Annotated in this window: 13 protein-coding genes; 7 read left to right on the top strand and 6 right to left on the bottom strand. The window is 62.0% G+C overall.

The window, feature by feature from the left end; genetic code table 11:
* The first annotated feature begins 75 nt into the window (after positions 1-75).
* The 4 genes from DS839_RS21155 to DS839_RS21140 all read left to right on the top strand — a co-directional run bounded on the left by DS839_RS21155 (position 76) and on the right by DS839_RS21140 (position 4,455).
* Positions 76-1,245, top strand: coding sequence for a substrate-binding domain-containing protein (locus DS839_RS21155; protein WP_119272465.1), 1,170 nt, complete (start codon positions 76-78; stop codon positions 1,243-1,245).
* A 240-nt stretch (positions 1,246-1,485) separates the two neighbouring features.
* Positions 1,486-2,571, top strand: a complete 1,086-nt coding sequence (locus DS839_RS21150) for an ABC transporter ATP-binding protein (protein WP_119272464.1) — start codon at positions 1,486-1,488, stop codon at positions 2,569-2,571.
* Positions 2,564-3,565 carry an ABC transporter permease gene (locus DS839_RS21145; protein ID WP_368911809.1) on the top strand — a complete coding sequence of 334 codons (1,002 nt, stop codon included), beginning with the start codon at positions 2,564-2,566 and terminating at the stop codon, positions 3,563-3,565. The genes DS839_RS21150 and DS839_RS21145 overlap by 8 nt, the downstream gene beginning before the upstream one ends.
* On the top strand, positions 3,562-4,455 hold the full coding sequence (locus DS839_RS21140; protein ID WP_119272463.1) for an ABC transporter permease: 894 nt from the start codon (positions 3,562-3,564) through the stop codon (positions 4,453-4,455). The genes DS839_RS21145 and DS839_RS21140 overlap by 4 nt, the downstream gene beginning before the upstream one ends.
* An 89-nt stretch (positions 4,456-4,544) precedes the next feature.
* On the opposite strand, the gene DS839_RS36610 is transcribed toward DS839_RS21140, so the two are convergent.
* Positions 4,545-4,688, bottom strand: coding sequence for a hypothetical protein (locus DS839_RS36610; protein WP_162918700.1), 144 nt, complete (start codon positions 4,686-4,688; stop codon positions 4,545-4,547).
* A 13-nt stretch (positions 4,689-4,701) separates the two neighbouring features.
* Here DS839_RS36610 and DS839_RS21135 point away from each other — a divergent pair, with 13 nt between their 5' ends.
* The 3 genes from DS839_RS21135 (at position 4,702) to DS839_RS21125 (ending at position 6,719) form a co-directional block, all read left to right on the top strand.
* On the top strand, positions 4,702-5,850 hold the full coding sequence (locus tag DS839_RS21135; protein ID WP_368911808.1) for a pilus assembly protein TadG-related protein: 1,149 nt from the start codon (positions 4,702-4,704) through the stop codon (positions 5,848-5,850).
* A 4-nt stretch (positions 5,851-5,854) separates the two neighbouring features.
* Positions 5,855-6,295, top strand: a complete 441-nt coding sequence (locus DS839_RS21130; RefSeq protein WP_119272461.1) for a TadE/TadG family type IV pilus assembly protein — start codon at positions 5,855-5,857, stop codon at positions 6,293-6,295.
* Positions 6,296-6,362: 67 nt separating this feature from the next.
* Complete coding sequence (locus tag DS839_RS21125; protein ID WP_162918706.1) at positions 6,363-6,719, top strand: TadE/TadG family type IV pilus assembly protein; 357 nt, start codon at positions 6,363-6,365, stop codon at positions 6,717-6,719.
* Positions 6,720-6,737: 18 nt separating this feature from the next.
* Here DS839_RS21125 and DS839_RS21120 read toward each other — a convergent pair whose 3' ends face one another.
* From DS839_RS21120 to DS839_RS21100, 5 genes are all read right to left on the bottom strand, one after another.
* The gene (locus tag DS839_RS21120) at positions 6,738-7,544 is read right to left on the bottom strand and encodes a phosphodiesterase (RefSeq protein ID WP_368911807.1); all 807 of its coding nucleotides are present in this window, start codon (positions 7,542-7,544) and stop codon (positions 6,738-6,740) included.
* A 54-nt stretch (positions 7,545-7,598) separates the two neighbouring features.
* On the bottom strand, positions 7,599-9,275 hold the full coding sequence (locus DS839_RS21115; protein ID WP_119272459.1) for a Na/Pi cotransporter family protein: 1,677 nt from the start codon (positions 9,273-9,275) through the stop codon (positions 7,599-7,601).
* Positions 9,276-9,435: 160 nt separating this feature from the next.
* The gene (gene phnY / locus DS839_RS21110) at positions 9,436-10,893 is read right to left on the bottom strand and encodes a phosphonoacetaldehyde dehydrogenase (RefSeq protein WP_119272458.1); all 1,458 of its coding nucleotides are present in this window, start codon (positions 10,891-10,893) and stop codon (positions 9,436-9,438) included.
* Positions 10,894-10,907: 14 nt separating this feature from the next.
* On the bottom strand, positions 10,908-12,173 hold the full coding sequence (phnA, locus tag DS839_RS21105; protein ID WP_119272457.1) for a phosphonoacetate hydrolase: 1,266 nt from the start codon (positions 12,171-12,173) through the stop codon (positions 10,908-10,910).
* A 30-nt stretch (positions 12,174-12,203) separates the two neighbouring features.
* Positions 12,204-13,319 carry a 2-aminoethylphosphonate--pyruvate transaminase gene (locus DS839_RS21100; protein ID WP_119272692.1) on the bottom strand — a complete coding sequence of 372 codons (1,116 nt, stop codon included), beginning with the start codon at positions 13,317-13,319 and terminating at the stop codon, positions 12,204-12,206.
* Positions 13,320-13,341 lie beyond the last annotated feature (22 nt).

Below are 13,341 nucleotides of genomic sequence, written 5' to 3'. Positions count from 1 at the left end.
GACCTGCCGGCCACGTAAATTGGGCATTTACATTGGTGCCGCGGGAATAGTCTCGCGGCACTTCGGAGGAAGCAGATGAAGAAATACGATCCCCAAAAGGCGACTTTGGATCTGGTGCGCGCCGCACAGATAAGCCGCCGCAGCCTGCTCAAGGCGAGCCTCGCCGCCGGAGCGGTCGGGCTGACGAGCCCTCTCTATCTCAAACGTGCCTGGTCTTCATCGGGTGAGCTCTCGATCCTCATGTGGTCGGACGAGTATCCGGACCCCGTCATTCCAAATTTCGAGAAGGCGACCGGCATCAAGGTCAACACCACGCCTTTCTCGCAGAACGAAGAGCAGATCAACAAGCTCCAGGCGACGGGCGGCGAAGGCTTCGATCTGTGCTCGCCGACCATGAACCGCGCTCCGCAATATAAGGACCTCGCGGTCTTGGCGCCCTTCGACACCAACAAGCTCAAGAACATCGGCAACATCATTCCCTCGATGCTGGGCAGCGCCAAGGAGCTGTGGGAATGGGAAGGCGGCCTCTATTGGCTGCCGCATGTGTGGGGCTCGGAAGCGATCTCCTACCGCACCGATCTCTATAAGGGCGATCCGGCCCAGCTCTCCTATGGCTCGCTGTGGGATGAAGGCGTCAAGGGCCATGTCCAGGGCCGTCCGCATTCCTATCTGCTGAGCATCGGTCTGTGGTGGGACGCCAATGGCAAGATGCCGTCCAACCGCATGAAGGACGGCTACAAGGACGAGGAATCCTTCAAGAAGCTTTGGGATCCGATCCTCGCCTTCGCCATCGAGAACAAGGCCTTTGTCAAGCAGTTCTGGGATTCGGCCGACAACACCAAGTCGGGCCTCATGGAGAACGATGTTTGGATCGGCCTCACCTGGGACGGCCCGCCGATCTCTCTCAAGAAGGAAGGCAAGCCCGTCAACTACACCGCACCCAAGGAAGGCGCCATCGCCTGGGTGGACGGCGCTTCGCTGATGAAGTCGGCCAAGAATGTCGACCAGACCTATGAGTTCCTGAACTTCCTGCAGACGCCTGAATCGTCCGCGCATCTCGCCGAAGGCTCCGGCTACAACCCGGTCATCACCGGCGCCGATGCCTTGCTGTCGGATGCGGCGAAGAAGATCTTCCAGGAAGCCTTCCCGGGAGACGCGCTCAAGAACCTCTGGCCCTGGCCGGTGGAGCCGACTTGGTATGCCGAGATCCGCAGTCAGTATGCGGACAAGTTCAAGGCCGCCTGAGCGGTTTGAAACGAATATCGCAGAGCCGGCCCCGCCACTGTCGGGGCCGGTTTTCATGGCCGGGCTCCGACCCGGCCATCCAGACTCGGCGTGATATAGCTGTTCCACGGACGGGACTGGATGGCCGCCTCAAGGACGGCCATGAATTGCGCTGGACCGGCGCGCCAGAACGGTTTTTACTGACGGCAGAACAGACTTCGCCACAAAGGCGAGCGACAGGGCTTTTAGGTAGGGCAGGGGATGAGCGCTAACGTCGAACTCGACCGCGTTACGGTCAGATTTGGTCAATTCACCGCCGTCAGCGGCGCGTCGCTGCAGATCGCGGGCGGCGAGTTCTTCTCGTTCCTGGGCCCATCGGGGTGCGGCAAGACGACGATCCTCAGGACCGTCTCGGGTTTTCTCGATCCTTCCGAAGGGGCTGTGCGCATCGCCGGACAGGATATGGCGGGCATCGGGCCGAACAAGCGGCCGACGGCGCTCATCTTCCAGAATCTGGCGCTCTTCCCGCTGATGACGGTTGCCGAGAACATCACTTATGGATTGCGCGTGCGTGGCGTCTCCAAACCCGAGCGCATGAAGAAGGCAGACGAACTGCTCAGCCTGATCGCCCTTCCCGGACAGGGCAAGAAGCTGGTGAGCGAGCTTTCCGGCGGCCAGAAGCAGCGTGTCGCCATTGCTCGCGCGCTTGCCGTCGAACCGAAAGTGCTGCTGCTCGACGAGCCACTCTCGGCGCTTGACCTCAAGCTGCGCCAGCATATGCGAACCGAATTGCGCGCCATCCAGCAGCGTGTCGGCATCACCTTCATCTACATCACCCACGACCAGGGCGAGGCGCTCACCATGTCGGACCGCATCGCGGTCATGAACAATGGCGTCATCGAGCAGATTGGCGACGGCAAGGTGGTCTATGACGCGCCAAAGACCGCCTTCGTCGCTTCCTTCGTGGGCGAGAACAATCCTTTCCCCGGGCGCGTCAGCAAGGCCGATGCATCGGGCGCCGTCATCGACACGGCCTTCGGCCCCTTGCGCGGGCGCAATCCCGGAGGCGTCAAGGCCGGCGACAAGGCCATTCTCTTCATCCGCCCCGAGGCGCTGCGCCTCGGCAAGGGCGCACCGGATGCGACCATCACCTCGACGGTCCTCAGTGTCGCTTTTGAAGGCAATGCCAGTCACATATTCCTGAAGGGTGCAGCCAAAAAGGACATCACGCTCACCGTCGGGCGCCTCGAGCGCGTGACGATACCCGAGCAAGGCGTCGAGGCGCAGGTCACCTACGATCCCGAGCTGGGGCTGGTTCTCCCGGAAGGAAGCATGGCCCGTGAGTAGGCTTCTCGTTTACCTCATCCCGGTGCTGGTCATCGCCGCCTTCATGGTGATGGCGCGCTATGAGCAGCGCTTGGCCCATGATCCGACCCATCGCGGCTTCTTCGAGCGCAACGGCCCGGTACTGGGCCTCGTCTTCATCGGGCTGGTGGCCTTCTGGATGCTCATGCTGGTTGTGCTGCCCTATCTCTATATGGTGCAGGAGAGCTTCCATCCGAAGCTGGTCGCCGCCGACCGCGGCGGGCCGAAGGACATACTGACGCTCGATCAATATCGCTCCTTCTTCATCCAGCCGACCGATGGCTCGGTCAACACGACCCATCTCTGGGCTTTCTTCTTTACGCTTGCCATTTCAGCGCTCGTGACCTTTCTCAATTTCGCGATCTGCTATCCTTTGGCGTATTACATGGCGCAGGCCGGAAGCGCGCAGAAGGTTCGCCTCCTGATGCTGGCACTGATCGTTCCCTATTGGGTGAACGAGATCCTGCGCGCCTTCTCGCTGCGCTTGCTCTTGGCCAGCAAGGGTCTCATCAACCAGATGCTCATGGGGCTCGGGCTCACCGATGCGCCGATCGACTTCCTCGGCAACAATGTCGGCCTCTATGTCGGCCTGTCCTATGCCTATCTCCTTGTGATGGTCTTCCCGCTCTACAATGCGATCGAGAGCCTGGACAAGAACCAGATCGAGGCGGCGCGCGATCTCGGCGCCTCCTGGTGGAGCATCCATAAGGATGTGGTCATCCCCTATGCCAAGCCCGGCATCGCGTCGGGCTGCACCATGGTCTTCATGCTGTCGGCGGGCTCGCTGGCGGCACCTCAGTTCCTCGGCGGGCCCAACACCTTGTGGTTCACCTCGATCGTCTATGATTTCTTCTTCCAGGCCTTCAACTGGCCGCGGGGGGCGGCTTACGCCTTCATCCTGCTTGCCGCCTGCATCGCGCTCGTCCTGCTGATGCTCCGCCTGTTCAAGGTCAGTCTCGGGGAGGCGATAAAATGAGCTCCCGGACGATCAACAAGGTGATGATCGGCTTCTATATCCTGCTGTTCTTCGCTTATCTCTTCGGCCCGCTGGTGGTCATGAGCATCACCGCCTTCAACACGCCGTCCTACCCGACGGCCTATCCCTTCGAAGGCTTCACGCTCGGCTGGTTCGTCAAATTATGGAACCATCGGGCCATGATGGACGGCCTCATCAATTCGATCATCATCGGCATCGGCGTCATCTGCGTGTCGGTGCCGGTGGGCCTTGCCGCCTCCATCGTGATGAACCAGATCTATCACCGTGCCCGCTCGCTCTACTATCTGGTGACCGTGTCGCCGGTGCTGACACCCGGCGTCATCATCGGCATCTCGACCGTGATCTTCTGGCGCGATTTTTCCGAGATGACCGGCACGCGCGGGGTTTTCTACAAAGGCATCGTGCTCGCCATCTTCGGCCAGTCGAGCTTCATCGCCGCCTATTGCCTTCTCATCATCATGGCACGGCTGCAGCGTTTCGACCGCGCCCAGGAGGAGGCCGCCCTCGATCTCGGCGCCAGCTACCCGCAGGTCTTCTGGCATATATTGCTGCCGTTCCTGAAGCCGGCCTTGATCTCGGCCGCCGTCATCGCCTTCCTGTCGTCCTTCGAGAACTACAACACCACCACATTCGCGATCCTCGCCGACAAGACGCTGGTGACGGTTCTCGCCGGCGAGGTCCGGCAGGGCACGACGCCGGCGTTGTCGGCGCTGGCCTTCATCATCATCGCGATCTCGCTCCTCGGCGCGATCGCCTATGAGATCATGAAGCGGCGCGAAGAGCGCCAGAGTGCGAGGCTCGCGGAACAGGCGAAGCGCGCCGAGCGCGGCGAGCTTGCCCAGAGTCCGGCGCTCGCAGCACCTGCCTGAATGCTCAATCAGTTCGGCCCTTAACGATGATTGCGGGAAATTCCGGTGATTATCGAATAACTTGCCGCGTTCGCTAAGATTGTAGCCATTCACGCAACATCGAATTTATTAATCCCTGCGAATGTTCGCGTACCTGCCTTCACGGTATTTTTGACGGCGCGGCAAAAGATGGCGAAATTTCCAGACTGCATTAAATTTTTACTGGGAAACGAGCGCGGAAGCACCGCGGTCATTGTTGCCCTCTCCATGCCATTGGTCGTGGCGGGCGCCGCTTTCGGCGTTGAAACCTCCTTTTGGTATTACAGGGATATGCAACTGCAGGCGGCGGCTGATGCTGCCGCCTATGCCGGCGCCCTGGAGAAGCGTGCCGGCTCGAATCAAGAGGCGGTCAAGCAGGCTGCGACGAATGTTGCCGTCACCAATGGCTTCCGCCAGGCGATCGGAACAGCGGACCTCAATTCGCCGCCCTCATCGGGCGCCCATATCACCTCCAAGGCCGTGGAGGTCTTGCTCGCGGAAAACACGCCGCGTTTCTTCTCCTCCTTCTTCGTGAAGACACCGGTCGTCATTCGAGCGCGGGCGGTTGCAACTTACGAGGATGCCGGCAGCGCCTGCATCCTGGCCTTGCATAAATCGACGCCCAAGGCCGCGCTGTTTTCCGGCAGCTCGACCAGCAAGTTCCTGGGCTGCAGCGTCATGGCGAACTCGCTCGCCACCGACGCCGTGACGGTGCAAGGCACCGGCAAGCTGGAAACCAGTTGCATCTACTCGGTCGGCGGCGTGAGTCTCGGCGATGGCGCAGTGCTGAATGACTGCAAATCCGCGCAAATCGGCGTGCCGCCGGTCGGTGATCCCTATGCGGACGTCGAGCCTCCTGCGATCCCTGAAACTTGCCAAAGCGACAGCGGGCCGACATTGCAGCCGGGAAAATATTGCGGCGGCCTGACACTGAAGGGAACGATGACGCTCGATCCGGGTGTCTATGTCATTTCCGGCGGCGACTTCAAGGTCAATGCAAATGCGAACATATCCGGCTCAGGCGTCATGATCTATCTGACCGACGGCGCCAGGGTCAGCATGAACGGCACAGCCACGGTGAAGTTGAGCGCGGCCACCACGGGAGATTATTCGGGTCTCCTGTTCTTCGGCGACCGCACCGATACGGGTTCGACGAAGAACAACTTCAACGGCACGGCGGATTCCGAACTTACCGGTGCCCTCTATTTCGCCAGCCAGGATATCCAGTTCCTCGGCAATTTTTCCGGCATCGACGGCTGCACCCAGGTCGTCGGCCTTACCGTCGAATGGACCGGCAACGCCAGTGTCAGCAAAGACTGCACGGCTCACGGAATGAAGGCCATTCCCGCAACTCAGCTGGTGAAGCTGGTCGAGTGAACCCATGAATTGCCTGCGCCGGTTCATCACCCACAGCGGAGGCGTCTCCGCCATCGAGTTCGCTCTTGTCGCACCGATGCTCATTCTGGTGCTGGCCGGCGTGGTGACGGGCTGGACCTATTCGATGCAGCTCATGGAGATGCGCACGGCGGTGAAGACGGGCGCGAACTATATTCTGCAGGGCGGCGTGGACCTCGATGCCGCCAAGAGTGCCGTGCTGCTGTCATGGGCGAACAAGCCGGGAGACGCGAACGTGCAAATTGTTCGTCAATGCTCCTGCGCTGGAACGGTCAGCGCGTGTTCGACGGTTTGCACCGGCAATGGCGCGATCCCGAATATGTCGGTGATCATCACCGCGAGTGGGTCCGTCGATATGCCGCTCCACAATCTGTTTGCGACGGCCAGGGTGCAAGCGCGCCGCGAGGACGTCATCCGTGTGCGCTAAAGCCGTTTTGGCAAGATTGGCGGGCGGTTCACTCGGCCTGTGGCGGTCGAACTCCGGAGCGGCGGCCGTGGAGTTCGCCTTTGTGCTCCCGCTTCTCCTTGTTCTGATACTGGGCGTCTATACCGTGGGCGCCGTCATGCATTCCATATCGAGTGTGCGCTACGCGCTCGAGGAGACGGCGCGAACGCTGCAGATGAATCCAAAGCTTACACAGAGTGATCTGCAGAAAGCCATCGACGGCAAGCTGGTGAACTATGGCAAGCAAGCGGTCACACTGACGATGACGGTCCAGAAGAACGATTCCGGCTCGGATGTCGCGCGTCTGACCGCAAGCTATCCCTATATGATCGCGGTTCCGTTCATTCCCAAATATGAGGGCGCCTACCAGCAGACGGTCGACATTTTTCTGGTGATCGCGCCCTGATCACGTCACGGCCGTTGCCTAATGCCACGTTCCGCGCTCGGCCTGAGGATCCATGTCAGCCGGATGGCGGTTGAGGAAGGCATCCATATGGACGACGATCTTGTCGGCCGCGGCATGCACCACGGCATACATGGCGGGCTCATCGCTGTAGATCGTCGCGACTGAATCCGAGACCAGCGGCAATTGATGCACGAGGCTCGGCGGCGCCGAGAAGCTCATGCCGCGGAACTGGCCGCTGATCGGGCGATGGGCGTGACCGAAGAAGATGTGTCGCACCGCATGGCCATGAAGGAGCGCCAGGAAGTCTTCGGCGTCATCGAGCATGATCAGATCCATGAGATCGTGAGCGATGGCGAAAGGCGGATGGTGCATGAAGAGATAGAGCGGATGCTTGCCGGCGGCGGCAAGCTCGGTTTTGAGCCACGCCTGGCGCTGGGCGCAATAGAGCCCGGCTGAGGAGGGCGGTCCCTTCAGCGTGTCGAGGAACAGGAAGCGGGTGCCGTCCCGCGTGATGGCGCTCTGGACGAAGCCATTGTCGTCCTTGGGTCCTTCGGTGAAGACCGACAGGAAATGGGCGCGGTCGTCGTGATTGCCGAGCATGACATGGGTTTCGATGGGAAAATCGGCCAGGCGGGCCTTGAGCTGGCGGTAGGCCAGGACATCACCCTTCTCGGCGAGATCGCCGCTGATGACCACGAAGGCCGCATCGCTGTGGAGCTTGATGATATCGTCGAGACAGGTCTCGAGGCGGACGAAGGGATCGAGGCCCCAGAGCTTGTCGCCCTTGGGCACCAGATGCAGGTCGCTGACATGGATGAATTTCACGGGTTCCTGTCCCAATTTTTGCCGGCCCACCAGAGATTAGCGCATTGACGGGGACTATTTCGACCTCTTTTCGGGCTTGATGCGTGAGTCGCGCAAAAGCCCGGCGGCCTCGATGATCGGATAGCCGGCCGAGACGATATGCGAATTGATCCGGTGCAGATCGCGGATCAGGTCAACGAAAAGGGCGCTCTTGCGCAGGGAAGCGCCCCGCGCCTTGCCGCTGTCGCGGAAATGCTCATCGATGATCCGGTTCTCGAGCGTGCGGAAGGCGTTCTTCTGCTCGACCAGCCGCTTGGCGCCTTCGACGTCGCTCGACGTCAGGACCCCGGTGGCGAGCCTCAGCGACTGGCTGATGATGAGGCACAGATCATCGAGCGAGGCGTGCTGCTCGAGGGTGAAGTTGATGCTCTGCTTGGCCTTGGCCTTGATGCGATCGGCAAGATTGAGATGGATGACGTCGCCCGCGTGTTCCAGGTTGCTGGCATAGAGCATGATCTCGAGCGCCCGCTGGGTGTCCTTCTTCTCGAGCTCCGACTGGGTCAGGTCGGAGAGATATCCATGCACCGAGGCCTGATAGCGGTTCAGCCGCTCGTCGAGCGCCTTGAGCTCCTTGAGCTTCTCGAGGCTGCCGCTGCGCAGCGCCACGATCGCCATGTCGAACATGCGGTCGAGCAGCTCGCTCATGCGCACGGTTTCGAGCGTCGCATTGGAAAGCGCGACGCTGGGCGTCGAAAGCGCCATCTTGTCGAGATAGCGCGGCTGGCTGAGATTGTCGGGCGCCTGCTTCACGTCCGGCGCGACGCGCCGCATGAGATTAGCGACCGGCCGCGTGAACGGCAGGTAGACCAGCGCGGCAAGCAGGTTGAAGCCGGCATGGAAGACGACGGCCATCTCGACCAGACCGACCGGAAGCTCTGTCAGATAAGGCGCGATCCGGCTCACGAAAGGGAGCAGGACGATGGCGACGGTGCCGCGGCAGAACAGGTTGGCGAGCGGCAGGCGGCGGGCCTCGGGCGGCATTTGCAGTGTCGCCGTCACCGCCGGCAGGCCGCCGCCGCAATTTACCCCCAAGATGAAGCTCAAGGCTCCCGCGATGTCGAGGCTGCCATTGGCGAGGAAGGAGGCGATGAGGAGGATGACGGCAAGCGTCGAATGGCAGAGCCAGGCAAGGACCGCGCCGACGATGAAGGCGAGAAGCGGCTCGCGCCCGATGGCGGTCAGGGCGTCGTGGAACAGGCTCGCCTCGCGCAAGGGGACGGTGGCGCCGACGATGAGCTTGAGCGACAACAGCATCAGGCCGAAGCCGATGAGCATGCGGCCGAAATTATGCGGACGAAACTCGCTCGAGGCCGAGAAGGTCACGTAGCCGGCAAAGAGGAGGAGCGGCGCTCCCCACAAGGCGTAGGAGCTCGACGAGGCGAAGACGGCCGAGACGAGTGCCGATCCGACATCGGCGCCGAGCAACACTGCGAGCCCGATCGCCGTGCCGATGGCGCCGCTGCCGGCGAGCCCCGCCATGATCAGCGCCATGGCGGTGGCGCTGCCGAGAGCTGCCGTCGCGAGGCCGCCTGCCACGAAGGCGGAAATCCTATTGCCGAGCCGCTGCTGGATGAAGTGCTTCAGCCGGTCGCCCCAGCCGCGCATGATGCCGGTGCGCACCATGCGCACGCCCCAGAGCAGCATCGCGACACCGCCCAGAAGCTCGATGATGACCGTTGTGCCGGCGGTCATGACCGATAGACCTTACCCTCGCCCCCAACGGGGGAGAGGGAGGGGCCCAATGCGGAGCATTGGGAGGGTGAGGGGGAACGGACGGAGGCAATGAGTCCGCTGCGGCGCCGGTTCCCCTTCACCCTAGCCCTCTCCCCCGCAGGGGGAGAGGGGATTCTCTTTATGGCCAGGGCAGGGACCAGGTTTTCACATTGGTGTAGAATTTCATCGCCTCCAGCACGCCCTCTTTGATGCCGTTGCCGGAATCCTTGATACCGCCGAAAGGCGACATCTCGATCCGGTATCCCGGCACTTCCCAGATGTTCACGGTGCCGACATTCAGTCCTTCGATGAAACGGGTGATCCGGTCAAGCCGGTTGGTGCACACGCCGGAGGATAAACCAAAGGGCGTGGAGTTGGAGATCCAGATCACCGCCTCATCGTCATTGGGCACGCGCACGATCGGGATGATCGGCCCGAAGGTCTCCTCGAAGACGAGCTCCGACTCATGCGGCACGAAGTCGACCGTGATCGGCGGCAGGAGAGCGCCGTTGCGGCCTGGATTGTACAGAACCTTGGCGCCTTGTGATTCCGCAAGATGTACGCGCTTCTCGAACAGGGCGGCCGCCTGTTCGTGGACAACCGTGCCGAGGTCGGTCTCGGGCGCCATCGGGTCGCCGAATCTGATCTTCTTGGCCTTTTCGAGCACCAGAGGCACGAATTTGTCGGCGATGCGCTCCTGCACCAGGATGCGCTTCACCGCGGTGCAACGCTGGCCGGAATTGCGCGTCGCCCCTTGCACGGCGAGCTCGGCCGCCTTGTCGAGATCGGCATCCGACAGGTCATCGAGCACGATCAAGGGATCGTTGCCGCCAAGCTCGAGGGCGGCGCGCCGGTAGCCTGCTTTGCCGGCGATGATCTTGCCGACCTTGACCCCGCCGGTGAAGGTGATGACGTCGATATTTTCGTCCGTCACCATCGCATCGCCGATGTCCTGGGGCCAGCCGGTCACCACCTGGAACATTTCGGGCGGCAGCCCGGCCTCATAGAGAATGTCGGCAAGCGCGATCGCGGTCAGGGGTGTCAGCTCGGTCGGCTTGCACACGACGCAGTTGTTGGTGGCGATGGCGGGCGCTACCTTGTGCGACACCATGTTGAGCGGATGGTTGAAGGGCGTGATCGCCGAGATGACGCCGACCGGCTCGCGCTTGGTGAAGATCTTGCGCGGCTTGCCTTGCGGGGTGAGGTCGCAGGAGAAGATCTGGCCGTCATCCAGGATGGCGAGCTGGCCCGCCAGCGAATAGACGTCATAGGCGCGCCCGCATTCGTAGAGCGAGTCCTTCTTGGACAGGCCGAGTTCGAGCGTGATGAGATCGGAAAGCTGGTCGCGCCGGTCGCGGATGAGCTCGGCGGTGCGGAACAGGATCTGCTGGCGTTCATAGCGCGTGAGCCTGGGCTTGAAGGCGCGGGCTGTGGCGAAGGCCTTGGCGGCATGCTCGGGCCGTCCCGCCGGCACCGTGCCGATGATCTCGTTCGTATAGGGATAATGGACGGGGACGACATCGTCGGCGGCGACAGGTTTGCCGCCGATCCGCATTGTTCCGGTGATGACCTTGCGCGTGGGGGTGATCTTGTTCATGGGATGGGCTTTCGTTACGCCGCCTGTTCCTGGCGCGCCGCGATGTGATTGCAGCCGATGGCGAAGGCGTCGAAATTGCGCAAGTCGCTGCCGAGGCCTTGCGTCTTGCGGTTGACGATGATGGGGATTTCCTGCTCGGAGAGGCCGCCATGCGAGCGCAATGGCTCGGTGAGGCCGGAAAGATCATGTTTGTCGCGGCTGGTTCCGATCACTTTGCTGTGGCTCTCACCACCCGAAACCACGATGAGATCGCCCATGCGGTCCTCCGGCAGCTCGAAACGGGCCGAGCCTTCCTTGCGGTCAAGCACGACGTCGATGCCGGGCTCACTGGCGATGAGCCCGGCAACAGCCTTGGGCTCGGGCCCATAGAGATAGACCGTGGCGAACGAGCCGAGCGCGCCGTGATGCACGACGTAAGGGTCGGTGATCGGGAGGATCACCTTGGTCTTGCCCGGCCCATAGGCCTGGTCGAGCACATCCTGCAGGAAGACCACGTCGGGCTCGCCATTGCTGAGATGCTTGTCCTTCATGCCGTGATCGGCGACGATGACGATGGTGGCGCCCTCGGCATCGAGCTCGCCCAGATAGCGGTCTATCATGGCGTAGAAGTCATTGGCCTTGCTCACGCCTGGCGCATATTTGTGCTGGATGTAGTCGGTCGTCGACAGATACATGAGGTCGGGCTTCATCGTCTTGAGCAGCGCCACACCCGAAGCGAAGACGAATTCGGAAAGCTCTGCCGAATAGACCTCCGGCACCGGGAGCCCCACGAGCCGGCACGCATCCTCGATGCCGTTCTCAGGCAAGGTCGCCTTGTCGGCTTTTTCCGAGGAGAAGCAGACGGCGCTGCCGTCGAAGGCGAGCCCCTTGCCGAGCAGCAGCCGGAGCTTGTCCTTGGCGGTGATCACCCCGACCTTGGCGCCTTCCTTCTGGAAGGCCGCGAAGATGGTGGGCGCCCTCAGCCACTTGGGATCGTTCATCATCACCTCGCGGCCGGTCTCGGGATCGATGAGATAGTTGCCGCAAATGCCGTGCACGGCCGGCGGCCGGCCGGTGACGATCGACAGGTTGTTGGGATTGGTGAAGCTCGGCATGGCGGAGAGGCCGCGCCGGTTCTCACCCTTGGCGATCATGCGATCGAGATGGGGCATCATGCCCTGGGCGCGGGCGGTCTCCATATAAGCGGGCTCGCTGCCGTCGCAGCAGATGACCACCAGGGGCGCTTGCGGCCAGGCATAGGTCCGGCCGTTCACCGACACGGTTTTTCGATTCTGGATCATGAACTTAGCTCGTCTCTTTGACTCTTTTTCTCAACCTTCGAGCGGCCGCATGTCGGTGACCTTCATTTCCTTGAGCACGTCGCGGATGGCCGTCAGCGCGCCACGGATCACGGTCTCGTCGATCTGGCCGATCGTGCCGATGCGGAAGCTCGGCCGTTTGGTGAGTTTGCCTGGATAGATCGCATAGCCACGCCGTCTCAGCAGCTCATAGAAGGTCTCGAAGCGGAAGCTGGCATCGCGCGGCGTCAGGAAGGTCTGGATGATCGGTCCCGCCTGATCGTCTCGGAGCAAGGTCTCGATACCCATTTCGCGCATGCCCTTGACCAGCACTTCGGCATTGCGCGCATAGCGGGCATGGCGCGCGGCAAGGCCGCCCTCGCGGGCATATTCCTCGAGCGCCTTCTGGAAGGCGACGAGGGCGTGGGTGGGCGGCGTGAAGCGGAACTGGCCGGTGCGCTCGAGCACCGCCCATTGCTCAAAGAGATCGAGCACGGTCGAGTGGCAGATGCCTTCGCTTTCCTCGAGCAGCGTGCGCTTGACCAGGGCATAGGAGAAGCCGGGCACGCCCTCGATGCATTTGTTGGAGGACGACACCATCACATCGATGTTCGAGCTCGCCATGTCGATGGGGATGGCGCCGAAGGAGGACATGGCGTCCACCATCACGGTGAGAGCCCGGCCCGCAACGGCCTTGCAGATCGCCGCGATCGGATTGACGATGCCAGAAGTCGTCTCGCAATGGACGATCCACAGATGGCTGATGGTGCGGTCGGCATTGAGGACGCTGACGATTTCATCCGGCGTCGGCGTTTCGCTGTCGCCCTTGTCGAGCGTCACCACCGGCCGGCCGAGGCGGTTGAGGATCTTCGCCGCCCGCTCGCCATAGGCGCCATTGCACACGACGAGCGTCTTGTAGCGTTTCGACGGGCAGAAGCTGCCGAGTGCCGCTTCGATGGCGAAGGTGCCGGACCCCTGCATGATGACGCATTCGTAGTTGTCGCGGCATTGGGCGAGCTCGAGAAGGGAGGTGCGGATTTTCTTTATGATCCCGCGGAACTCGATGTCGCGCGAGCCGTAATCGGCGAGCATGGCGAGCTTGACACCGCGCGACGTCGTCAAGGGACCCGGGGTGAGGAGATAGGGCATGTCCTCCTGGCCCTCGGGGCCA

This window comes from Taklimakanibacter deserti, from assembly GCA_003574785.1.
This window is presented reverse-complemented; position numbering and strand designations above follow the sequence as displayed.

Excerpts from the sequence above, each read along its gene's own strand:
- DS839_RS21135 (WP_368911808.1), top strand. The coding sequence starts at position 4,702 with ATGCCATTGGTCGTGGCGGGCGCCGCTTTCGGCGTTGAAACCTCCTTT.
- DS839_RS21155 (WP_119272465.1), top strand. The coding sequence starts at position 76 with ATGAAGAAATACGATCCCCAAAAGGCGACTTTGGATCTGGTGCGCGCC.
- phnA (WP_119272457.1), bottom strand. The coding sequence starts at position 12,173 with ATGATCCAGAATCGAAAAACCGTGTCGGTGAACGGCCGGACCTATGCC.
- DS839_RS21150 (WP_119272464.1), top strand. The coding sequence starts at position 1,486 with ATGAGCGCTAACGTCGAACTCGACCGCGTTACGGTCAGATTTGGTCAA.
- DS839_RS36610 (WP_162918700.1), bottom strand. The coding sequence starts at position 4,688 with ATGACCGCGGTGCTTCCGCGCTCGTTTCCCAGTAAAAATTTAATGCAG.
- phnY (WP_119272458.1), bottom strand. The coding sequence starts at position 10,893 with ATGAACAAGATCACCCCCACGCGCAAGGTCATCACCGGAACAATGCGG.
- DS839_RS21100 (WP_119272692.1), bottom strand. The coding sequence starts at position 13,319 with ATGCCCTATCTCCTCACCCCGGGTCCCTTGACGACGTCGCGCGGTGTC.
- DS839_RS21130 (WP_119272461.1), top strand. The coding sequence starts at position 5,855 with ATGAATTGCCTGCGCCGGTTCATCACCCACAGCGGAGGCGTCTCCGCC.
- DS839_RS21115 (WP_119272459.1), bottom strand. The coding sequence starts at position 9,275 with ATGACCGCCGGCACAACGGTCATCATCGAGCTTCTGGGCGGTGTCGCG.
- DS839_RS21140 (WP_119272463.1), top strand. The coding sequence starts at position 3,562 with ATGAGCTCCCGGACGATCAACAAGGTGATGATCGGCTTCTATATCCTG.